18 protein-coding genes are annotated in these 21,921 nt (G+C 64.3%); 8 read left to right on the top strand and 10 right to left on the bottom strand.

The window, feature by feature from the left end; all coding sequences use genetic code 11:
- The first annotated feature begins 931 nt into the window (after positions 1–931).
- The 4 genes from ASE69_RS03730 to ASE69_RS03715 all read left to right on the top strand — a co-directional run bounded on the left by ASE69_RS03730 (position 932) and on the right by ASE69_RS03715 (position 6,199).
- On the top strand, positions 932–3,196 hold the full coding sequence (locus tag ASE69_RS03730; RefSeq protein ID WP_235518048.1) for a WD40/YVTN/BNR-like repeat-containing protein: 2,265 nt from the start codon (positions 932–934) through the stop codon (positions 3,194–3,196).
- Positions 3,197–3,437: 241 nt separating this feature from the next.
- Positions 3,438–4,037, top strand: coding sequence for a DNA-3-methyladenine glycosylase I (locus ASE69_RS03725; RefSeq protein ID WP_235518046.1), 600 nt, complete (start codon positions 3,438–3,440; stop codon positions 4,035–4,037).
- Between the two features lie 92 nt (positions 4,038–4,129).
- The gene (locus ASE69_RS03720; protein ID WP_082452826.1) at positions 4,130–5,452 is read left to right on the top strand and encodes an MFS transporter; all 1,323 of its coding nucleotides are present in this window, start codon (positions 4,130–4,132) and stop codon (positions 5,450–5,452) included.
- A 246-nt stretch (positions 5,453–5,698) separates the two neighbouring features.
- Positions 5,699–6,199, top strand: coding sequence for a peptide-methionine (S)-S-oxide reductase (locus ASE69_RS03715; protein WP_056483183.1), 501 nt, complete (start codon positions 5,699–5,701; stop codon positions 6,197–6,199).
- Between the two features lie 380 nt (positions 6,200–6,579).
- On the opposite strand, the gene ASE69_RS03710 is transcribed toward ASE69_RS03715, so the two are convergent.
- The 6 genes from ASE69_RS03710 to ASE69_RS03685 all read right to left on the bottom strand — a co-directional run bounded on the left by ASE69_RS03710 (position 6,580) and on the right by ASE69_RS03685 (position 12,317).
- A complete protein-coding gene (locus tag ASE69_RS03710) occupies positions 6,580–7,866 on the bottom strand; it encodes a glycoside hydrolase family 130 protein (RefSeq protein ID WP_056483245.1) in 1,287 nt (428 codons plus the stop codon).
- Between the two features lie 125 nt (positions 7,867–7,991).
- The gene (locus tag ASE69_RS03705; protein WP_056483180.1) at positions 7,992–10,214 is read right to left on the bottom strand and encodes a molybdopterin cofactor-binding domain-containing protein; all 2,223 of its coding nucleotides are present in this window, start codon (positions 10,212–10,214) and stop codon (positions 7,992–7,994) included.
- Positions 10,211–10,702, bottom strand: coding sequence for a (2Fe-2S)-binding protein (locus ASE69_RS03700; RefSeq protein WP_056483177.1), 492 nt, complete (start codon positions 10,700–10,702; stop codon positions 10,211–10,213). Before ASE69_RS03700 ends, ASE69_RS03705 begins: the two co-directional genes overlap by 4 nt.
- Positions 10,699–11,349, bottom strand: a complete 651-nt coding sequence (locus ASE69_RS03695) for a c-type cytochrome (RefSeq protein ID WP_056483174.1) — start codon at positions 11,347–11,349, stop codon at positions 10,699–10,701. The genes ASE69_RS03700 and ASE69_RS03695 overlap by 4 nt, the downstream gene beginning before the upstream one ends.
- Positions 11,306–11,989 (bottom strand): c-type cytochrome, encoded by a 684-nt coding sequence (locus tag ASE69_RS03690; protein ID WP_056483171.1) that lies wholly within the window; start codon positions 11,987–11,989, stop codon positions 11,306–11,308. The genes ASE69_RS03695 and ASE69_RS03690 overlap by 44 nt, the downstream gene beginning before the upstream one ends.
- A gap of 19 nt (positions 11,990–12,008) precedes the next feature.
- The gene (locus tag ASE69_RS03685) at positions 12,009–12,317 is read right to left on the bottom strand and encodes a hypothetical protein (RefSeq protein WP_156362121.1); all 309 of its coding nucleotides are present in this window, start codon (positions 12,315–12,317) and stop codon (positions 12,009–12,011) included.
- A gap of 90 nt (positions 12,318–12,407) precedes the next feature.
- On the opposite strand from ASE69_RS03685, the gene ASE69_RS03680 reads away from it, so the two are divergent.
- Positions 12,408–13,070 (top strand): Fe2+-dependent dioxygenase, encoded by a 663-nt coding sequence (locus ASE69_RS03680; protein ID WP_056483164.1) that lies wholly within the window; start codon positions 12,408–12,410, stop codon positions 13,068–13,070.
- A gap of 85 nt (positions 13,071–13,155) precedes the next feature.
- Here ASE69_RS03680 and ASE69_RS03675 read toward each other — a convergent pair whose 3' ends face one another.
- Positions 13,156–14,025, bottom strand: coding sequence for an SDR family NAD(P)-dependent oxidoreductase (locus tag ASE69_RS03675; RefSeq protein WP_056483161.1), 870 nt, complete (start codon positions 14,023–14,025; stop codon positions 13,156–13,158).
- An 84-nt stretch (positions 14,026–14,109) separates the two neighbouring features.
- Positions 14,110–14,781 carry a TetR/AcrR family transcriptional regulator gene (locus tag ASE69_RS03670; protein ID WP_056483158.1) on the bottom strand — a complete coding sequence of 224 codons (672 nt, stop codon included), beginning with the start codon at positions 14,779–14,781 and terminating at the stop codon, positions 14,110–14,112.
- Between the two features lie 144 nt (positions 14,782–14,925).
- Between ASE69_RS03670 and ASE69_RS22730 the strand changes: the two genes are divergently transcribed.
- The 3 genes from ASE69_RS22730 to ASE69_RS03660 are packed head-to-tail and all read left to right on the top strand — an operon-like array spanning position 14,926 to position 17,878.
- Positions 14,926–15,297: an MFS transporter gene (locus tag ASE69_RS22730; RefSeq protein ID WP_235518045.1), complete on the top strand. Its 372-nt coding sequence runs from the start codon at positions 14,926–14,928 to the stop codon at positions 15,295–15,297.
- Complete coding sequence (locus tag ASE69_RS03665) at positions 15,297–16,250, top strand: MFS transporter (protein ID WP_235518042.1); 954 nt, start codon at positions 15,297–15,299, stop codon at positions 16,248–16,250. Before ASE69_RS22730 ends, ASE69_RS03665 begins: the two co-directional genes overlap by 1 nt.
- Positions 16,247–17,878, top strand: a complete 1,632-nt coding sequence (locus tag ASE69_RS03660) for a carboxylesterase/lipase family protein (RefSeq protein WP_056483155.1) — start codon at positions 16,247–16,249, stop codon at positions 17,876–17,878. Before ASE69_RS03665 ends, ASE69_RS03660 begins: the two co-directional genes overlap by 4 nt.
- Positions 17,879–17,888: 10 nt before the next feature.
- Here ASE69_RS03660 and ASE69_RS03655 read toward each other — a convergent pair whose 3' ends face one another.
- Both ASE69_RS03655 and ASE69_RS03650 read right to left on the bottom strand, forming a co-directional pair.
- The gene (locus tag ASE69_RS03655; protein ID WP_056483152.1) at positions 17,889–19,469 is read right to left on the bottom strand and encodes an AMP-binding protein; all 1,581 of its coding nucleotides are present in this window, start codon (positions 19,467–19,469) and stop codon (positions 17,889–17,891) included.
- Between the two features lie 5 nt (positions 19,470–19,474).
- Entirely contained in the window at positions 19,475–21,706 is a 2,232-nt protein-coding gene (locus ASE69_RS03650) for a TonB-dependent receptor (RefSeq protein WP_056483149.1), read from the bottom strand.
- Positions 21,707–21,921: the final 215 nt, after the last annotated feature.

The raw sequence follows: 21,921 nt of genomic DNA, 5'->3' as shown, positions 1-21,921 counted from the left end.
ATGATCTACTTTCACCGTTACTGTCGTTGGCGGCGCGGGCAAAGATTATGGGTGATCGGCCATGCGACGAATAATTGGGGGTAAAACCCAATTACGGCCGTTCACCGCCTCTCAACCGCCCTCCGGTTTCGGCCGATCGTTCATGTGGTTGCCCGATCGTCTCTCTACCTTTGAGGATGATGTCTGAAGGCGGATCGGCTGCGGAGGCGGACCGTCAGCCACCGCCAGCGACACCTTTCGCGCAACCTCCTCGAGCGTCGCTAACAGTCTGTTAATCTGCGAGGCAGTGGAGAGGCAATCAGGCCCGTATCTGGCGACAAGATACTCGCGGTCCCGCGCCATCGCGCTGATGTAAGCGGCAGTTCGTTGGCGGAGCACCAACCCCTTGCCTTCCGCGCATTCGAGACGCGCCGCTAGATCGTGGCCCATCTTGCGATCGCGGCCCAAGTGACGCCGTGGAGCAGGAGATACGCCGAGAGGTTGAGCTCGATCGAATGTATTGCCAGTAGACACATCGGTCCCGCGCTGAGCGGATCACCGATCTGGATTGAACCCGAGGACCTATGAGCAGCGTCGCGGTAAAAGTCGGCTAGCCGGTTCATATCATATGGCGATGCACCGTCGCCTGGATAGTAGTTCGCTCTCATGCAGCCGGTCTACTCCCCACATAGTAAACCCTCGACAAAGATTGGGACCACGTCGCCGAAGGCGCGCTGACCCACATACGGCCGTTCGCGATTGACCGTACCGCGCCGAAAGCGGACGGACGTTAATCCGACGATACGAACCAGTTCACAGTTGTTTTTGAACCACGAATCAGCACCTGAACCGAGTGTAGCGTTTCTGGCAAGGGCTAGGCCGATATGTGACGTCTCGACTATCCGTCCCGATCCTGCTTCGCTAACTTGGGAAAATCGGAGAGGGTGACCGCGTGAAACTCGTTATCTCGCTTCTCGGACTAGCGGCAGCTTCGCTCGCTGCCGCTCCCACTTTGCCTGTTCCCTCCCAACTGCCGTACCATTGGAACAATGTCGTAATTGGTGGCGGCGGGTTCTCGCCCGCCATCGTGTTCAGCGTCGCCGAAAGGAACCTTGCATATTTGCGCACCGATGTGGGTGGCGCCTATCGCTGGGATGCCCTTACGCAGCGCTGGATTGCGCTTCAGGACGGCCAAGCGCAGAACAGCTACATGGGCGTCGAAAGCATCGCGCCGGACCCGGTAGACCCAGACATCATTTACCTCGCCGTGGGCATGTACTCCGGCCAGCCTGCGGCGATCATGCGGAGCGCCGATCGCGGCGCTTCCTGGCAAATAACGCCGGTTCCCTTCAGCATGGGCGGCAACGAGGATGGTCGCGGGCTGGGCGAGCGCCTCGCGATCGATCCGGATCGGCGGACGCACCTGTTCTTCGGATCGCGGCACGACGGTCTTTGGGACAGTGAGGACAGCGGCCGGACGTGGCACAAGGTCGAGAGCTTCCCGTGGAAGGGGCTTGGCCGTCCCGCCGCGAACCACACCCATGGCGGCGTCTCCTTCGTCGTCTTCGGCCCGCCGGGCGAAACTGCCCTTGGCCGGTCGCGCGCCATGTATGCCGGCGTCGCAGACGCAACGGTGCAACATCTGTACCGCTCGACCGACGTCGGTCGAAGCTGGAGCGCCATCACCGGAGGTCCGGCCTCGACCATGCTGCCCGTCAAGGCGGCCGTAGACCAACAGGGCTTGCTCTACATCGATTACTGCTCCGACATCGGTCCGAACGGGATCGCACTAGGTGAGGTTTGGAAGCTCGACCCGAGGTCGGGCGGATGGACGAACATCACGCCTGCGCGCGGTGACGAGGCCGAGGGCGGCTACATGGGGCTCAGCCTCGATCGGCTCCATCCCGGCCGGCTGGCGGTGTCGACGGTCGATCGCTGGAACCATCGCGATACCGTCTGGCTGTCGTCCGACAGCGGCGCGCACTGGTCGAGCCTGCGGGAGCGGAGTTTGCGCGATCTCTCGCCGGCGCCCTGGCTCCGGCTCGACAAGGGCGGGTTTGGCGGCTGGATCGCGGGTCTGGCGTTCGATCCGTTCGACGGTGCCACGCTTGCCTATGCCACGGGGCTGACGGTGTTCCGGACCAAGCAAGCGGACAAGGCCGACATGGTTTGGCGACCCTGGGTCGCCGGGATCGAAGAGGCGGTGCCGCTCAGCCTCGTCAGTCCGCCCGAGGGGCCCCACTTGATCTCCGGCATCGGCGACACGCACGGCTTCGTCCACGATCGGCTCGACCGCGCGCCGGAGCGGGCCTTTGCCGATCCCGACCTGCCGCAGACCAACAATGTCGATTATGCCGGCGTGGCGCCCAAGATCATCGTTCGGAGCGCATCAGGCTATTCCCCCGATCCTGAGGGGGCGTCGCTCGGCTGGTCGGAGGATGGAGGCCGCAGCTGGCATAAGATGCTGGCGTCGCCAATCGCGATCGGGTCCGCCGCGCCACGGCGGATAGACGCCGATGGCCAGGCACCAATCACTGTTTCGGCGGATGGAAGCACCTTCCTGGTGTCTGGGTTAGTGACGCTCGCCACGGCCGATAGGGGGCGGATCTGGTGGCGACCCAAGGGTTTACCGGAACGCACCTATGCGGTCGCCGACAAGGTCGACCCCCTTGCCTGGTACGCGATCGACTATGCTCGCGCGCGTATCTTCGTCAGTCGTGACGGGGCGAAGACGTTCACGCAGGCACCCGCGCAGGGACTCCCGGCCGGCATTGCCAGCTCGCGCCCGGCGGCACGGGAGTTTCAACCAATGGCAACGGCAACGCCGGGGACGGCCGGCGAGCTCTGGCTGATCCTAGGCGGCCGCTTCTTCCACACCAGCGACAGTGCCCGAACGTTCGTGGCGTCCACGCCAGTCGATCCGGTGTTGCGTGACATGTATTTCGTGAGCTTCGGTCTCGGCAAGGCGGCGCCCGGCGGGCACGTGCCGACTCTCTACGCCTTCGGGGTCACGAAGACGTTCGGCGGGCTGTGGCGCTCGACCGACGCGGGCGCGCGCTGGTTCCGGATTAACGACGACGCGCACCAATGGGGTCTTAGATACCGAGTCATCACGGGCGATCCTCGCCTCTTCGGCCGCGTCTACTTGGCGACCGATGGCCGAGGCATCTTCTACGGAGATCCTTTGCCGCAGCCCGTGGGTGCCGGTGCGCATTGACCCACAAGCGGACATTCCGACGCCCTTCCCCGCATCCCAACTTCATCCATTCGTTCATCTGGCTGGGCGGCAACGCTCGGCGGCCGATCAGCGGCCTAGAGGGCCTGAAAGCGAGGATTGCGATCAGTCCGGTTCGACCAGATCAACGCCGAACTGCTTAACGCCATCAAGACCTGATCCGCGCTGGCGATGGCAAACGGCATCGACACACCGGCACCGAGCGAGCATCGTCCCGGCCAGTATGCAAATCAACAGCAACGACCCGGCAATGCCCGGCATGACCCGCGCCGAGCTATCTCGTTGCCGATGGGCGCAAGGCGACCCTTTGCTTGCGGCGTATCACGACGACGAATGGGGCGTGCCCGAACGTGACCCGCGCGCGCTGTGGGAAAAGCTGATGCTCGACGGATTCCAGGCCGGGCTGGCCTGGATCACGATCCTGCGCAAACGCGACGCATTCCGAGCCGCTTTCGCGGGCTTCGATCCGGACACCGTCGCGCGGTTCGGCGAGCCGGACATCGCGGCGATGCTCAGCAACGCCGGTATCGTCCGCTCCCGCGCCAAGATCGCAGCGACGATCGGCAATGCCCGCGCCTATCTCGCAATGCGCGACGCCGGCGAAGATTTCAGCGGCTTCGTCTGGAGTTTCGTCGATGGTGCGCCGGTGATCGGCGACGGTGCCAAGGCGCTGACCCGCTCGCCTGCCTCCGAAGCGCTATCCGCGGCGCTTAAGCAGCGCGGGTTCAAGTTCGTCGGTCCCGTCATCGTCTACGCCTGGATGCAAGCCTGCGGTCTCGTGAACGACCACGAGACATGCTGTTTCCGTCAAACCGAACCATGAATGCGCCACCGCCGGGGTCTGGCGACCCCCCTTCTGCAGGGACAGCACGGACCACGGCTGTTCGCTATCCCGGCTGGACGATCGCCGCGACGATGCTGGCCTCAAGCCTCGCCTTTATCGACGGCTCGGTGACCAACGTCGCGCTTCCCGCAATCGGCAAGGATCTTGGCGGCGGCGCGTCAGACCTTCCCTGGATCATCAACGCGTATCTGCTGCCGCTCTCGGCGCTGCTTCTGCTGGGTGGCGCAGCGGGCGATCATTACGGGCGCCGGCGGATGCTGGTGCTCGGCACAGTCCTGTTCGCGCTTGCGTCGATTGGCTGCGCACTGGCGCCGACGCTTTCGATCCTGCTGGTAACGCGCGGAATGCAGGGCATTGGCGCCGCGATCCTGATGCCTAACAGCCTGGGGATCCTCGGCAGTTCGTTCGAAGGCGAAGCAAGGGGGCGAGCGGTCGGGACATGGGCCGCAGCCGGCGCGATAGCCAGCGCCGTCGGTCCACCGCTTGGGGGCTGGCTGGTCGATACGCTGGGCTGGCGGACGATCTTCTACCTTAATCTGCCTGTCGCGGCGGCAGCGATCGTGGTTGCCCTACGCTATGTCGAGGAGAGCAATCCCGGCGAGCAACCACTCGATTGGCTCGGCGCGATCTTGGTAACCGCCGCGCTCGGTATCCTGACATGGGCGCTGACCCTGTGGTCGAGCGGTCATGTCCTGTCGCCGAAAATCGGTGCGGGCCTGGGCATCGGCATCGTTCTGCTGGTCGCGTTCGTCGGCCAGGAGCACCGTTTAGGCGACCGCGCGATGATGCCGCTGACGCTGTTCGCATCACGCCCATTCGTCGGGCTGACCTTGCTGACTCTGCTGCTGTACGGTGCGCTGGGCGGATTGCTGGTGTTGCTGCCGTATCTGTTGATCGTCGGCGGCGGGTACACGCCGACCCAGGCGGGCTTCGCGTTGCTCCCCTTTTCGATCATGATTGGCACCGCATCGCGCTTTGCCGGACGATTGAGCGAGCGGATCGGACCGCGCTGGCCGCTGACGATCGGTCCGATCGTTACCGGTGTCGGTTTCGCGCTGATGGCGACCGTCGACCCGGGGGCCGGCTATTGGAGTAACGTGCTGCCCGGTCTGGTGGTGATCGCGCTCGGGATGGCCGGCGCGGTCGCTCCGCTTACGACCGCAGTTCTGTCGTCCGTAGACGATCACCACACCGGCACCGCATCGGGGTTCAACAGCGCGATCGCGCGAACCGGCGGCTTGATCGCAACGGCGCTGGCCGGTGCCGTTGTGGCCGCATCGGTCGTACAGTTGACCGAGGCGTTCCATACCGCAGCCCTGCTCGCAGCATTTTCAGCTTTGACGGCAGGCGTCATTGCATTTCTGACACTCGCTCAAGAGCGTGGCAGACGCTAGCCTTATATCTGGGCCCACAAGTGGACGTTCAGCGTGACGTGAGCGTATCTCGAAACCAGCCGTTCGTTCAGATGTTGTCTAGCGGTTATAATCGGGCCGGTATCGGTCAGCGCCGTCGGCGGACAAGCCCGGTCGGGAAGACGGCCCGGCCGATGCCAGGCCACTATCCGACCAGCGCTACACGTTACCGCAATTGAACGCAGAAAGCGGAAGGGCATCTCGCCGGACCGGATGGAGAATGTGAGCATGGAGACGGCGGGCTTCGGCGGCGGGTGTCATTGGTGCACCGAAGGCGTGTTTCAAATCCTGCGCGGCGTCTCCCAGGTCAATCAAGGCTTTCTGCAATCGACCGCACCCGACGATGCCTGGGCCGAAGGAGTGATGGTCCGATTCGATCCCGGGGTAATTTCGCTCGACATTCTGATTGAGGTCCATCTGCGCACCCATTCGGCGAACAGCGGCTATTCGCCGAATGGGCGTTACCGCAGCGCTGTCTATTTTGGAGATGTTGACCAGTGGCATCTGGCGGATACGGTGATTACCCGGCTCAGGCACGAAGTTGACAGCGCTGTGCGGACGAAGGTGCTGCCGCTCGTCGGGTTCCGGTCATCGGAAGAGCGCTACCGCAACTATTACCGTACCGATCCGACCCGACCGTTCTGCCAACGCTATATCGACCCCAAGCTGGTTGGGATCCGGCGAGACTTCGCCCGGCATGTTCTATCCGAGGGTAACGGGGTGCGATAGCGACTCCGACGGCTGTCATGCCAAGACGCGGCGGCGAAAGATGCTATTCCTCTGCCCCGCCCGTTTCATGGCGATCTACGTCGAGACCGCCTGCTCACGGGCCAGCAGGATTTATCAGATCGGTTTCAGCGGTTTTGCCAGCAATGCGAAGGTCACTCGGCCGGATGGCTCCTTTCCTTCTCGCGTTCCTGTCTACCGCGCATGCTGCCGTTGCACGCCAAGGACGGGCAGAATCCATACTCGGCTATCAAACCGGCTGTCAGGGAGACGAAACCGGAATGGCCGCTTACCAACTTCCAAACGCGATATCTGTCGCTCAATCGTAGCTGGTGAAATTGCCAGGTTCCACTGCTCAAAACGCCAGCCTGCGCCACGCCGGATCAATTGTCGATCATGACCGAAAGCAGGTCATCCACGTCTCCCACGGCAAACGCCGAATACTCGTCGCCGATCGCGTAGGGCAGCAAGATGCGGCGATCTCTGATCAGCGCACCGCAGCTATAGGTCACGTTCGGTACATAGCCCCCGCGTTGTTCCGCGCTGGGAAACAGCAACGGCGATGCCGTGCGGGCGAGCACCTTCGACGGATCTTCCTTGTCGAGCAGGCAGGCACCGATGCAATATCCCCGGACCATGCCGACGCCGTGCGTGAACACCAGCCAGCCCTCGTCGATCTCGATCGGCGATCCGCAATTGCCCAGCTGCACGAACTCCCAGGGGTATTTCGGCGCCATGATCGGCGTTCCGGTTTCCCACGTGTAGAGGTCGTTCGATCGCAGCAGCCAGATATTCTCGCTGTCCTGGCGGCCCAGCATCACGAACTGGTTGTCGATCCGTCGCGGGAACAGCGCCATTCCCTTGTAGCCGGTCATGGCGCCGGCGAGCGCTCTCATCTCGACCCGGCGCAGGTCGACCCCGCGCAGGATTTCCTGGCGCGCGTCCTTGCCGTCGAACGCGGTGTACGTGCCGATGATGCTGCGGACCCCGTCGTGATCGGTGAAGTTGACCAGTCGCAGATCCTCTATGCCCTGTCGCTGGCTCGGCAAGACCGGGAAGATGACGGTTTCGGACGCATCCCGGCTGTCTTCGCAGAGCAGGCGGACCCACCCGTCATCCTGCCGCTCGATGCGCGGCGGGACGCCGTGCGCGCTGGCCGGATCGATCACCAGCCGATCGCCCGGTCCCCACTCGCCGGTACGGAACGTGATCGACGATATATGACCTTCGCCGATGCCGCGCAGCGACATGACGAAGCGGACCGCGCCCGGCACGGACGGTTCTTCATCCGTCAGTGAAACGATGCTGGGGTTGAAGAGCGCGGCGGACTCGAACGCGTATTCCTGGCTGAAATAGGCGCCGATGATCAGCCGTTCGTCCTTGTTGAAGTCGCCGTCCCCTATGTCCTGCCGTACCTCATCGAAACGACGCAGCAGGACCTGCTCGGCGTTGCGGTGGCGCTCGCGCATGGGGGTCAGCAGCAGGTCGCGCATCCTTTGGCGCATCGTATCGTCCAGCGCCCGGACGCGGTCCACGACGACCTGGCTGCGGGGCGGGCGGTCCGCCTCGAACGCTTGCGGATAGCCGAAGCTGAATGGCCGGATAACGGTGCGCGACGGATCGGGCTTCAACTCGACGTCCAGCGTCGTGAAGACTTCGGCAGCGTTCATCGGCATCGGCCTTTCAGCTATTCTCGCGAGGGAACGCTCGCGACACGCTGAGGTAACGATGTCGAGCGGCACCCGATCCCAAGTCGGTAGGTATGAAGTCTTGGCTGAAGTGCAGGGTCTAACGGTTACGTCTGCGGCAACGACCGGCCGATCAAAGGCATACTTCGCAGCCGCCCCCCCGTCGCTGAAGCCAGAGCATTCGCCAGCGCAGCCGCGGTCGGTCCCTGGGCACATTCACCGGTCCCGAGGAAAGGCGTGCCCGGCCGATCGATGACCTCTACGGTTACGCTGCGTGGCGCATCGGCAAACCGGAGTATCGGATAGGTGCTCCAGTCGTAATCGGTCCGGCGCGCCCCGTCGCGCCCGGCCGCTTCAAAGGCGGTCCAGCTCAGCGACTGGACGATCCCGCCCTCCACCTTGTTGCGGATGCCATCCGGGTTGACGGCCTCGCCGCTGTCCACGGCAGCGACTGCGCGGTGGACGATCAGCCGGCCCTCGTCGGGGATATGCTCTACGTCGAGCGCGATGGCGCAATAGGCCCCGTGGGTCTTGTAGCGGGCAAAGGCGAAGCCCCGCCCGCGATTGGGGGCGGATCGGTATCGCGCCCAGCCAAACCGCGCTGCGGCCTGCCGGATCACAGCAGCCGCGCGTGGATCGTCCAAGTGCGCCAGCCGGAACGCGACCGGATCCTTTCCCGCCGCCGCCGCCAGCTCGTCCATGAAGCTTTCGAGCGCGAAGATGTTCAGGTGCGCGCCCAGGCCCCGCAGCGCCGAGACGCGGACCGGCATGTCGGGCAGGAAATGGCTGACGATGGTCTGGTTGGGGAAGCGGTACAGCGGGATTGCGTTGCGGTCGCCGCCGCCATTGGGCTGCGGGATCGGTTTCGGCGGGGTCGGCTTGAACGACGGTACGACTTCGGCACCGGCGAGAAGATCGCCCGCCGCGACCGGTCGCGTGCTGTGCGTATTGCTCCACACCTGATGCCGCCAGTCGACGATCCGTCCCGATGCATCGAGCGTCGCGTCAACCTGCGCGACCATCGCCGGGCCGAGCGGTTCCCAGCCATGTTCCTGCTCGCGGCTCCATTGCAGCCGCACGGGGACGCCGGGCATCGCGCGGGCGATTAGCGCAGCGTCCCCGGCCACATCGTCCGCACCGTTATGCCCGTAGCACCCTGCCCCCTCGCGGTGGACGCACCGGACGCGGTCGGCGGGTATCGCGAGCAGTTCGGCGATCGCCTGACGAAGCGGCTCGACGCCTTGACTATGCGTCCACACCGTCAGCTGGTCCTTGGCAAACAGTGCCACCGCACAGGACGGCCCGATCGCGCCGTGCATCAGATAGGGCCTGTCATAGCGCGCAGACAGCCGCTGGACGCCGCGCGCTCCGGGGTTATCGCGGCGGTTGTCGATCACCTGGCTTTCCCGCCGCATGTCCAGCAGCCCGGCCGGCATCGGGAACAACGCCGGCACCGACGGATCGCGCACCCAGCGGCCGCGATTGGCCACGCGAAGCGCCTGCTCGAGCGGCCATTCGCGCGGCCCGACGATTGCGGCGAAACGGCCGACCTGCACGACCCTGGCGACACCCGGTTGCCGGCGCAGCGCAGAAAGATCGGGCGTCAGCTGCGTGCCGGATGACGGTCCGCGCAGGACCCGGGCGTGCACCATGCCGGGCAGCCGCATGTCATGCACATAGCTTGGCAAACCGGTCAGCTTGGCTGACAGGTCGACGCGCGGTACCGGCCGCCCGATCAGCCGCCGAGCCTCCCGACGCTTGCGTGGTACGTCCGCCCTTGCGCGCACTGCGAGCGAGATGGATGCGGCCAACTCCGCATAGGTCGCGCGCTTTCCCTGCCCGTTGAGCACCGAACCGTCGCGCGTGAACAGCGTGGTCGCCATCACGCCCCACCGCGTCGCGGCTGCCTCGGCTAACAACAGACGGACATTGGCGGCGGCATTGGCGATCGCGGCGCCGCTCTGTTCGAGCGTCTGGCTCCCCGCGGTCACGCCCTCGTTCGGTGTCAGGCCCGTGTCCGCGGTGATGAGGTCGATCCGGTCGATCGCGACGTCGAGTTCGTCGGCGGCAAGCTGCGCCATCGCGGTCTTCACACCGGTGCCGAGTTCGACCTTGCCCGTGAACACGGTTACGCGACCGTCCGGTGCGATCCGGATCCAGGCGTCGAGATCGGGGAACTTGGCCAGTGTCCCCGGTAGGTCAGGCGCGATTGTCGGCGGTCCGCCACTACCCTCGCCGCCACCGGTCTGCGCCAACGCGGTGGACGGCGCGAGCGAGAATGCGACGAGCAAGCCGCACAGCACGTCGCGGCGTGACGCCTCGCCGCTCACGTCACGGGTTCCGCGGCATCGACCACGCCGCCGCCGCGCATCACCGCTGCCCTCCGCACCGCGCGCAAAATCCGCATGTGTGTCCCACACCGACAGAGCGAGGGTGCCATTGCCGTCCGCAGTTCGTCCTCGGTCGGCGTCACAGTCTTGCGCAGCAGTCCTTCCGCACGCGCCATCATGCCGGGGATGCAATAGCCGCACTGAGCCACCTGTTCGTGGAGAAAGGCGCGCTGGACGTCACTCGGTTTGGCGGCCGTGCCCAGTCCCTCGACCGTCGTGACTTTTCGCGTGCCGATCGCGCCGATGGGGAGGACGCAGGAGAACACCGGCTGGTCGTCGACGAGCACGGTGCACGCGCCGCACTGGCCCAACCCGCACCCGAACTTCGCAGCATGGAGCCCCAGATCGTCGCGCAGCACGTAGAGCAGCGGTGTCGCGGGATCGATATCCACGAGCTCCGTCACGCCATTGACGGTCAGGTCGATCATTCGCCCTCCTTGCGTGCCTTGGCGACGTCTTTCTCGAGGTTCTCCCACGCCGGTCCGGTACCGTGGCGCATTTGGAGATACGCGACGATTTCCGCCACCTGCCGGTCGTCGAGAGCATCGGCGAACGCCGGCATATAGGGCCCACGCGGGGAGACGGGCGGATGGAGACCCTTCAGGACAATCTGGATCGTATCACGCGGGTTGTCCTCGTGCAGCGGCGTACCGAGCGGCAAGGCTGGACGTCCCGCAACCATCATCGCCGCGCCCGGCTCGTGGCATACTACGCAGGCCCCCTCGTAGAGCCGCGCGCCGTCCGGGTGACCCTGCGACGCCAAGGATTGGCGATCGGGCAGCGGCGGCTCTAACCGTGCAGCAGGCGCGTCGCGCATCTGCCACGCATAATAGATCGCGAGCGCACGAACGTCGGTCGGCGCTGCACGGGCCAAGTTATGGGTTACCGACCCCATCGGGCCGGCTGCGGCGGCGTGCACGGTGCTCAGCCCGGTGCGAAAATAGGCATCGAGCCGCTCTACCGTCCAGGCCTGTACCGCAGGCGAATGCGCATTGATCGGGGGCGCATACCAACCACCCGACCAACCGCCGTCATAAGCCTGCGCGCCGCGCTTCTCCTGCTGAAAAAAGCCCACGCGGACTGTGACAGGCGGTGCAGTGCGCCAGCGTCTCGCCGATGTAGCGTCCCCGGTTCCAGACGGCAGACTGGCTGGCGTCGGGCGTGATCGGCTGCGGTCGGAAGAACAGCAGCTTCCAACCGGCAAGAACGGGACGAAACCCAAGCGGCGGGATCATCGTGTTGGCCGGCGGCACCGAACGCACGGCCGGTCGGGTCATCAGGAACGCGTAGAGCGCCCCCAAATCGCTCTCCGTCACGTTCGCATAATGGGTGTATGGGAAGGCGGGATATAGATGGCTGCCGTCACGCCCGACGCCCTCATGCATCGCGCGTCGAAACGCGGCCGGAGACCACGCACCGATTCCCGTCGCCGGGTCGGGCGTAATGTTACTGCCGTAGATCGTTCCGAACGGCGTCTTGACCGGATACCCGCCTGCATACGGACGCCCACCTGCAGACTGGTGGCAACTGACGCAATTTCCCAGCCGGGCCAGATTAGCGCCGCTCGCAACGAGCGCCGGATCGAACAGACGAGGATCGGGGCGCGTCACGGCTGCGATTGCCGGTCGGTATGCGAAGATCGCGAAGATCAGGACGCAGACGCACAACGCTGCCGCCGCCCATATGAGCTTGCGCGTGATGCCGGACCGGCTCATCCTCGCTTATGTCCGGCGATCAGCGTTCGCCCTCGCCTTCGCCGCTCTCGTTTTCACCGCCCTCATATTCGCCTTCGCCGCGCTGACCGGCATGCTGTTGCGCGGCACGCGCGCGACGGGGATTGCGGACGACCTGGCGCGACTTGGTCGAGCGCACGACGTGGCGCCCCTCGCTTTCGCCTTCACCCTCGCCGCGCTCGTTTTCGCCGCCTTCGCCGACCTGGTCGACCGACGGCGCCAGTGGTTTGGCTGCCGCCTGTGTCAGGATCGCCTGGCCGGATTGCGCGACCACGAAGGCACCGACGCCCATCCACAATTTCGTACGCATACTAATTCCTTACTCGCCAACGCGTTGGCCGCATTGGTTGGGACTGGTAGGGCGCCGGTCCGACATCCTGTCGATGCTGCGAGAACCCTGATGTTGATCATGATTGCCAACGTTCTGGACGCCGACAATCTCCAGTCGCTACGAGATAATCTTGGCAAGACCCGCTATGTCGACGGGCGCCGGACGGCCGGTCGCGAGGCCCGCCCGGTCAAGCGCAACGAACAGGTCGACCGTGCCGACCCGTTGCTGGCGAACATGCAGGACCTCGTGATCGATCGACTGCTGGCGAATCCACTGTTCCGGATGGCGACCCGGCCGCACGTGGTTCGCCCGCCGCTGTTCAGCCGCTACGAACCGGGCATGGCCTATGGCAGCCATGTCGACGACGCGATCATGGGCGGCATGCGCACCGACGTTTCGGTCACGATCTTCCTGTCGGAACCCGACACGTACGAAGGCGGCGAACTGGTGATCGAGTCCGCGGCGGGCGAACAGGACGTAAAACTCGCGGCGGGCGATGCCGTGGTCTATCCGACGACGGCGCTGCACCGAGTCGCGCCCGTCGTCTCCGGCGAGCGTCTAGCCGCCGTAACCTGGGTGCGCAGCCTGATCCGCGATGCCGATGCCCGCGAACTCTTGTTCGATCTCGAAACGGCACGGCACGCCCTGTTCGACCGCCTTGGCAAGACGTCCGAACTGGACTTGCTGGCAAAGACGCAGTCCAACCTGCTCAGGCGCTGGGCCGAAGATTAAGAATAATTTCGGCTCGTTAGGTGACGCTAGACCCAGTTCCGGACGTTCGAGAGGCATTATCAGCTCCTCAATATCGGACGTTTGTTCATCCGACCCGTTTCGCCGCTTCAACCTCGCGTTCTGCCTGTACAAACCCGTAAGCGGGGACGGCCTCGTCAGTCCGATCGGCTATCTCGTTCCATCGTTCGATGACCTGTTCGCCAGCGTCATCCGCGGCACCTACGTAGGTTCCGTGAGTAAGCGTGATATTCGCGACCGCAAAATGGCCTGCACCTGCACACAGGATCGCGCGCGTGGGTGCGTCATCGCCTAACAAGGACAACAATGCCGGGGAGACGCGCTCCGGTGCGAGCATCTTCAGGCTTTCCGAGTCCAGCACCCCCTCGGTCATGCCCGTCGCAGCGGTTGGCGCCAGACAGTTGACGCGGATACCGTACTTCTCGCCTTCGATCGCCAGGGTCTGCATCAGGCCGACCAGCGCCATCTTCGCCGCACCATAATTCGCCTGTCCGAAATTTCCGTACAGCCCGGATGAGGAGGTAGTCATGACGATCCGGCCGAAACCACGCTGGCGCATCGGCTCCCAGACGGCTTTGCTGCAGATCGCCGCGCCCATCAGGTGGACGTCGACCACGGTGCGAAAGTCGGCGATCGTCATCTTGGCAAAGCTCTTGTCGCGCAGGATGCCGGCGTTGTTGACGAGGATGTCGATATGCCCCCACGCGTCGAGCACCGTGCTGACCATCGTCTCGCTCGCCGCCTCGTCGGTGACGGATGCCGCGTATGCCAGCGCCGTCCCGCCGCTATCCCGCAATTCTTGCGCGACGCGTTCGGCGGCGACCGCGGTTACGTCGTTCACCAGTATCTTCGCGCCCTTGCTGGCGAGGTAGAGTGCATGGGCTCGACCCAAACCGCCGCCCGCGCCCGTGACTATCGCGGTTTTTCCATCAAGCATCGCCAATCCTCTCACGCCTCTTATTCGCTCACGTGATAGCGAATAAGAGGCGTGATGCAATTGTGTGCTTTGCGTCGGCGGTCACTAGCTGCAGATAGAGCGGAAGCCGGCAGCCATAAAATTAGCCATGACCTCCTTCACCGCGGGGAAGTCGTCCGAATGGCAAAGGCCACCAGACAGCTTGTCGATCCGGCCGGTGCGCGCGAGCGTGAGCATCAGCGCGCCGGTGACGAAGTGATAGCCCCAGAAGATGCGGTCCTCGGGGCAATTGGGCAGCGCGCGCTTGAGCAGTTCGATGAGGCGCAAGACGACCGGATCGAAATGCTGGTCCATCAGGTCCGCGCCCCATTCGGGCGTGTTCGCGACCTGCGCACCGAGTTTGGCATAGTTCTTCCAGCCCTCCCCGCCCTCGATATAGGTGTCGAGATCGGTGTCGAGGAACGCATGGAGCGCGCCTTCGACGGTCGGCGCGTCGCCTGCCGCGCGCTCATAGTCGTCCAGCGCCTTCATCCGGCGTTCGCTGGTTACAGCGGCGCGCCGCGAAAATACCGCGTCGAACAGCGCCTTCTTGTCGCTGAAATAATAGTTCAACAGCGTATGGTGAACACCGACCTGCTTGGCGACATCCTTCAGCGTGACGCCGTGCAAGCCGTGCTTCGAGAATAGTTCCTCTGCCGCGTCGAAGATCTGTTCCATGGTCTCGGCACGCTGATCGGCCTTGCGCGAGCGGCGGGCGGGTTTTTCGGTTTGCGTCACGTCCCGATCACTCCCGCCTAATGCCGCATGCGTCAAGCTCTGCTCGCTCGCATCCGGGTGTTCACACGCGAGAGAGTGTCCATTGACAGCCTCGAAAAGGTCCATCATTCTCGCCGCATAATCCACGCCAAGTGGGAGAGGTTGATGGCGATCCTGAGCAGCGTTGCGACGTCGGAGTCGCAGCCGATGATACCTTTGGCGCAATGCCCGGCTACCAAGCGTGCCCGACGCCCTGGCATCGTGCTGGCGATGCTGACGTTCGTCTACGTGCTGAACTTCCTCGACCGACAGCTGCTGGGTATCCTCGCCAAGCCGATCCAAGATTCGCTGCATATCACCGATGGCCAACTCGGGTCGATCGGTGGACTGTATTTCGCAATGTTCTATTGCTTCATCGCGATCCCGGTCAGCTGGCTGGCGGACCGTACGAGCAAGGTCGGCATCCTGACGCTCGCCTGCGCGATCTGGAGCGCGGCGACGATCGCGTGCGGCATGGCGCGTACGATCCGCAACTGATGGCCGGCCGGATGCTGGTCGGGTTCGGCGAAGCGGGCGGCGTCCCGCCCTCCTATGCGCTGATTACGGATACCTTCGCACCGGGCAAGCGCGGCGTGGCGTTCGGCATCTACAATCTGGGCCCACCGATCGGTGCGGCGCTCGGGATCGCACTCGGCGCGTCGATCGCGGCGGCCTATGACTGGCGCGACGCGTTCATCACGATCGGCATCGTCGGCATCGTCGCCGCCATCGCCCTGCCGTTCATAATCCGCGAGCCGGCGCGGGACGGTGCGACCGACGGCGATGCAGTCACGCGCGACCGTGCGCCGTTCTGGGGCACGGTAAAGGCGTTCTTCGCAAACCCGGTGATGACGCTGGCCGCGTTCGGCAGCGGCGCAACGCAGTTCGTCACCTATGGCCTCGGCAATTTCGCGGTACTGTTCCTGATCCGGGAGAAGGGCATGACGCTGCCCGAGATCGCGATCTGGTACGCCGTCGCGATCGTGGTCGGAATGGGCGGCGGGATGATCGCGTCGGGGCGGATCATCGACCGCTTCACCCGCGGATCGCGCCGCGTCTTCGCGATCGCGCCGGCAGCGTCCCTGGCGGTGTCGATGCCGTTCTACCTGGCGTTCGTCTGGGCACCGACCTGGCCGCTGGCCCTTGTCCTGCTGACGATCGTGATGTTCTTCAACTATTTCTACCTCTCCTGCTCGGTGACGCTGGTGCAGGAGGAAGCGGCGCCCAACCAGCGCGTGCTGGCGGGTGCGTTGCTGCTGCTGGTGATGAACTTCATCGGCCTCGGCCTGGGGCCGACCTGGGTCGGTGCCGCCAGCGACTGGTTCGCCGCACGCGGCGCGACCAATCCGCTGCAGCTGTCGCTCTACACGCTCACCCCATTCTACGCAGTCGCGATCGGCCTGTTCCTCTGGCTCGCGCGCACGCTGTCCCGTCAGGAGTCCCGCATATGAAGGCGTATCACGGTCTGGTTTCGCTCCTGCTCGCGAGCGCTACGCCCGTCTTTGCAGCAGATAGAGCGCCCGTCGTCGATGCGCCTGCAGGCCGCGTGTTGGGCACGGCCGCAGGCGACGTCCGCGTCTTCAAAGGCATTCCCTATGCAGCCGCGCCGATCGGCAAACTGCGCTGGCGTGCGCCTGTCGCGCTGCCGCGCTGGTCGGGCGAGCGTCCGGCGATCGATTTCGGGCCGGCATGCGTGCAGCCCCAGGGCGGCACCACGACGATCTATTCGGGTCCGCCGATGCCCGTCAGTGAAGACTGCCTGTCGCTCAACGTCTGGACGCCCGCCAACGCGAAGAATGCGCCGGTAATGGTGTGGATTCACGGCGGTGCACTCGTCACCGGATCTAGCCGCGAGCCGACCTATGACGGCCGGAAGTTCGCCGAGCGCGGGGTGATCGTCGTTTCGATCAACTACCGGCTGGGAGTGCTCGGCTGGCTTGCACATCCGTGGCTGAGCCGTGAGTCGTCGCAGCGCGTATCGGGCAATTACGGCCTGCTCGACCAGATCGCCGCGCTAAAATGGGTGCGCGACAACATCGGATCGTTCGGCGGCGATGCGCGCAACGTGACGATCGCGGGCGAGTCCGCCGGCGGTCTGAGCGCGCTGTACCTGATGACGTCGCCCGCGGCGCACGGTCTGTTCGCCAAGGCGATCGCGGAGAGTTCATACATGATCTCGATGCCTGAATTGCGCAAAAGCGTGTTCGGTGCGCCGTCAGGCGAAGGCGGCGGACAATTGCTGTCCGGTGCGTTGCAGATGCCGGACGTCGAGAGCCTCCGCGCAATGGACGCGCAAGCGCTTACGGATACCTCCGCCAAGCTCGGCTTCGCGCCGTTCGGCGTGGTCGATGGCGCGGTGCTGCCGCAGCAGATGGTGGACGCGTTCGACCAGGGCAAGCAGGCGGCCGTGCCCGTGCTCGCCGGCTTCAACCAGGGGGAGATCCGCTCGCTGAAGATGCTCGCGCCCAAGCCGCCGCAGACCGCGGAGGCGTATGAGCGCACGATCCGCGACCGCTACGGTGACCTGTCCGATGCGTTCCTGCGGCTTTATCCCGCCAGCAGCTATCCAGAGAGCATTCTCGCAACGACACGCGACGCGCTATATGGCTGGACTGCGGAGCGGCTGGTGCGGAAGCAGGCGGCGCTGGGCGTCCCGGCGTATCTTTATCTTTTTGATCACGGCTATCCCGCTGCTGACCAAGCCGGTCTTCATGCCTTTCATGCGAGCGAACTGCCGTTCGTGTTCGGCAATTTCGACGGCACGCCGCCGCGCTGGCCGAAGGTGCCGGATACCGAGGGCGAACGGGCATTGTCGGATGCGATGATCGATTACTGGGCGAGCTTCGTTCGCGACGGCAAGCCTGTCGCGCGCAACGCCGCGCGGTGGCCCGCCTATGACGCGAACCAGAGCTATATGCATTTCGGCGCAACACCGGTGGTGCAGCAGACTCTGATGCCGGGGATGTTTGCGCTGAACGAGAGCGTGATGTGCCGGCGTCGCGCGACCGGCAAGATCGGGTGGAACTGGAACGTCGGGTTGGCCGCGCCGAACCTGCCGCCGGTCGCGACTTGCGACTAGCGGCACGCCGTCACACCTGCTCGGCGACGATCAGCCCCTGCTCATAGTCGGTGCGGAGCCGGGTCTTGTCGATCTTGCCGGTCGACGCGAGCGGCATCATGCTGACCATTGCGACGCGGTCGGGGATCCACCAGTCGGCGACTTTCCCGCGTAGCAGGTCCAGCAACATGCGGGCGTCGTTGCTCGGTTCACCCTCCACAACCAGTAACGGACGCTCACCCCAGCGCGGATCGGGTCGCCCGATCACAGCGACGTGCCGTACGGAGGCATGCGCGCCGATGATCGCCTCGATCTCGGCAGGATTGATCCACTCGCCGCCCGACTTGATCAGGTCCTTCGCACGGCCGCAGATGGTGAGGTTGCCGGCCGAGTCGATGGTCGCGAGATCGCCCGTGTCGAAATAGCCCTCGTCGTCGAGCGCCACCGTATCGGCGTCGAAATATCGATCCAGGACGCTCGCCCCCCTCACCTTCAGATGCCCCTGCATGCCGCGCTGTTCGGGAAGGCCAACGCCGTCTACATCGGTCAGCTTGAGGTCCAGCCCGAGTGGCGGCGGGCCTGCGGACCCAGACGATCCCGGCGCGGCGGTGGCCGGTGATATCGTCCCGATCGGCGAAAGCTCCGTCATGCCCCAGCTCGTCTGCACCCGCGCGCCGAGCCGCGTCTGGAGACGATCGAGTAATGCATCGGGACAGTTCGACCCGCCGATGATCACGCGTTCCAGCGATGGTAGGTCCTCGCCCGTGCGATCGAGATGATCGACCAACCCGAGCCATACGGTCTGCACGCCGACCGCCACCGTCACTGCCTCGTCGCGCATGATCTGCGCTAGGCTGGCGCCGTCAAGATGCCGACCGGGCAGGACCAGCTTTGTGCCCGCCGCGGGCGCCGCGAACGGCAGTCCCCAGCCATTGGCATGGAACATCGGGACCGCGAGCAGCAGCACGTCGCGTGCCGTCAGTCCCACGACATCAGCTTGCAGAGCCCGAAGCGTGTGCAGATAGTTGGATCGGTGCGTGTAGAGAACGCCCTTCGGCCGCCCCGTGGTGCCCGACGTGTAGCAGAGCCCCGCAGGCGCGTTCTCGTCGAACGCGCCCCAGTTTACGGGCGTGCCATGCGCCGCGACCAAGGCTTGTTTTGACCAGGTCGTGCCGTTCGTTGGCTCTGCCTCGTCATCGTCCAGTTCGATGACGTGCCGGACACCGGGACAGTGCGGGAGAATCTGGGCGATCAGCGGCATCATGTCGGTCGCGACCGCCAGGATACGGTCGTCCGCCTCGTTGATCATCGCCGCCAACTGCGCCGGAGTCAGTCGCGGGTTGAGCGTGTGGCAGACGCAGCCAATTCCCATCACTCCGTAATAGACTTCGAGATGATCCCGCGTGTTCCAGGCCAGCGTGCCGATCCGGTCGCCCGGCTGAACGCCGAGCGCGACCAGCGCGCCCGACAATCGGTTGGCCCGCTCGCGCAGGTCCGCATAGCCGAAGCGTGCGACCGGAACGCCCTTCTCCGCCCAGACCACTTCGTGATCGCCGAACCATTTGCCGGCGTGGTCGAGGAACTTGTCTACCGTCAGTCCGAAGCTCTGCATGGTCGTCAGAACGCCTTCAGGAGCTTCAGGCCATATTGCCGCGGCGATCCCGCGAAATAGAGCCCGCTGTTGAGCGCAGCAGGATAATGCTGATCGGTGAGGTTCGTCCCGTAAGCGGTCAGCGTGACCGTGCCGCGATTATAGGCGAGCTGTGCGTTGACGATATTGCGCGCGTCCAGTCGATCGCCGAGCGCGCGGTTCTGGAACAAGGTCGCCCATTGCGGCGCGATGTGCCCATAATTCGCGCGCGGCGTCAGCGTCGAGCCGCCGCCCAGCGCGATCTCGTAACTGGCGCCGACGTTGAACGTGAAGTTCGGCGCATAGCTCTGGTCGACACCCTTCAGGTTACGACACGATACGCTGGCGGGCCCGGTGTTCACGTTGCAGGCAGCAACTGCCAGGATGCGCGGATCGGTCGCGAAGAACTGACCGAGTTCGCTGCGCAACACGTTCATGCCGACGTCGAACGTCAGATTGCCGAACTTCACGTCGGCTTCGGCCTCGATCCCGTAGATCTTGGTCTTACCGGGAACGTTCACCTGAAGCCCGAACACCGGGATGGTCGGGTTGCCGATCGTAACCTGGAAAGCCTCATAGTCGTTGTAGAAGGCGCTGATGCTGGTCCGGATACGACGGTCGAGGAAGTTCGCCTTCCAGCCGGCTTCGTAGGATGTGACCTGCTCGGCACCGAACGGCGCAGGGTTGCCCAAGCCAACAGGTACGTTGAGCCCGCCCGGCTTGAACCCGGTCGCGACGAAACCGTAGAGATAATGGTCGCGGCTGACCTCCCAGCCGAGCGAGGCCTTGTACGAGAAATCATTCGAGCTGGTCTTCTGCTCTGCGACGATAGGCGTGCCGTACTGCAGAACATCGATATCGTTGCGGCTGCGGCTGGTCGTGTAGCGGCCCCCGACCTCGACCTTTAGCTTGGGCGTGATCGCAAAGCCAAGTTGCCCGAAGGCGGCCAGCGAACGGTTCGGGTTGATACCTTGCAACCGGTATTCGGTCAGCGGATTCCCGAGCGGAGCACCGATCACGAACTGGTAGGGTGATTTGAAGTCGTATTTGTTCCAGACACCAAACGCACCGACAAGGTACGAGACGCGCGACGTATCAGGCGAGATCAGCGTCAATTCCTGAGAATATTGGCGCTCGTCAACGCTGTCGAAGAACGTCCGGTTCGCTGTCGCGGTGCCGTCCAGGTCGGAGCGATATTTGGTGTTGCCGCTCGCATAAGCACTGACCGATCGCAGCTGGATTCCGTTGTCGAACTCGTAGTTCACGCGCAGAATCGAACGGTAAAACTTGTCACGCGCCTCCTGCGGGGAGTTCGCGGTGATGTCGAACAAGTCGCGGTAATTGGGGTTCGGCGTCGTGCTGCCAACCGGCAGGTACCGGAACTGATTGGTGAACGGGCTGGCGGGATAGGCCCCCATGTCGAGATAGTCGACGTCGGTCTTGGACAGGATCGACAGCCGCGACGTCGGCTTCCACAACAGGCTGAAGCGGCCGGCGATCTGGCGCACGTCGCCGTTGTTGTCGGTATATTTCGATCCACCCGGCCCGGTGATATCGTAGAAGCCGTCGCGTCGCTGTCCATAGACCGCGAACCGCGCGGCCAGCGTGTCGCTCACCGGGATGTTCACCGCGCCCTGTACGCCAACGTCCGAATAATTGCCTACATTCGCGTTGATATAGCCACGATAGCCGCCACCGATGATCGGGTCGTTGCTGTTGACGAACACTGCGCCGCCGGTAGCGTTCTGGCCGACGATCGTGCCTTGCGGACCGCGTAGCACCTGGATGTTCGCGACGTCGTAATAGGGTTCCTGCGCGAAATAGCCCGGGAACGTCGGTGCGCCGTCACGGTAGGTGATGACTCCGGTCGCGGTTTGCGTGTTGTGCTCGCCCTTGCCGATGCCGCGGACGTTAAAGTCGATGCCCTGACCGAAATTGTTCACCACCACGCTTGGTGTAGCGAACTGGAGCGCGTCGACGCTCGACACGCCCTTGTTCGCCAGATCGGTGCCTGACAGGACAGAGCCGGACAACGGCGTAGTCTGGAGGTTCTCGTTGCGGCGGCGCGCGGTGACGATGATGTCGCCCTGCTGCGGCGCGGGGCTTTCCGTCTGTTCGGTCGAAGCGCCGGGATCGGCTGGAACTGACTGAGCGACGGCCTGACCCGTCGAGAGCAGAGCGAGCACGGACACACCGAGCCAGCACGAACGAAGCCGCATAATCCTCTCCTATGGCAATGGCACTCTTTGGTGCCGATGCCTAATCGATGCCCTAAACGAAAATACGATGCAAGTTTAATTCTCTACAGAGTGAATGTCAGCTGACGGGTTCGCAAGCTGTTACAGTAGGTTCAAATCGGACGTTCGCGAGCGACCGATTTTTGAGCATCTTGACCGTCGAAATACGTGGGTCACCAAGTTTCACATGACGAGCC

The organism is Sphingomonas sp. Leaf208, assembly GCF_001421415.1.
Lineage (GTDB): Bacteria > Pseudomonadota > Alphaproteobacteria > Sphingomonadales > Sphingomonadaceae > Sphingomonas.
This window is presented reverse-complemented; position numbering and strand designations above follow the sequence as displayed.

Coding starts and splice junctions, on each gene's coding strand:
- ASE69_RS03665 (WP_235518042.1), top strand. CDS start 15,297: ATGGCCGGCCGGATGCTGGTCGGGTTCGGCGAAGCGGGCGGCGTCCCG.
- ASE69_RS03675 (WP_056483161.1), bottom strand. CDS start 14,025: ATGCTTGATGGAAAAACCGCGATAGTCACGGGCGCGGGCGGCGGTTTG.
- ASE69_RS03685 (WP_156362121.1), bottom strand. CDS start 12,317: ATGCGTACGAAATTGTGGATGGGCGTCGGTGCCTTCGTGGTCGCGCAA.
- ASE69_RS22730 (WP_235518045.1), top strand. CDS start 14,926: ATGGCGATCCTGAGCAGCGTTGCGACGTCGGAGTCGCAGCCGATGATA.
- ASE69_RS03715 (WP_056483183.1), top strand. CDS start 5,699: ATGGAGACGGCGGGCTTCGGCGGCGGGTGTCATTGGTGCACCGAAGGC.
- ASE69_RS03710 (WP_056483245.1), bottom strand. CDS start 7,866: ATGAACGCTGCCGAAGTCTTCACGACGCTGGACGTCGAGTTGAAGCCC.
- ASE69_RS03650 (WP_056483149.1), bottom strand. CDS start 21,706: ATGCGGCTTCGTTCGTGCTGGCTCGGTGTGTCCGTGCTCGCTCTGCTC.
- ASE69_RS03660 (WP_056483155.1), top strand. CDS start 16,247: ATGAAGGCGTATCACGGTCTGGTTTCGCTCCTGCTCGCGAGCGCTACG.
- ASE69_RS03655 (WP_056483152.1), bottom strand. CDS start 19,469: ATGCAGAGCTTCGGACTGACGGTAGACAAGTTCCTCGACCACGCCGGC.
- ASE69_RS03725 (WP_235518046.1), top strand. CDS start 3,438: ATGCAAATCAACAGCAACGACCCGGCAATGCCCGGCATGACCCGCGCC.
- ASE69_RS03690 (WP_056483171.1), bottom strand. CDS start 11,989: ATGAGCCGGTCCGGCATCACGCGCAAGCTCATATGGGCGGCGGCAGCG.
- ASE69_RS03680 (WP_056483164.1), top strand. CDS start 12,408: ATGTTGATCATGATTGCCAACGTTCTGGACGCCGACAATCTCCAGTCG.
- ASE69_RS03700 (WP_056483177.1), bottom strand. CDS start 10,702: ATGATCGACCTGACCGTCAATGGCGTGACGGAGCTCGTGGATATCGAT.
- ASE69_RS03720 (WP_082452826.1), top strand. CDS start 4,130: ATGCTGGCCTCAAGCCTCGCCTTTATCGACGGCTCGGTGACCAACGTC.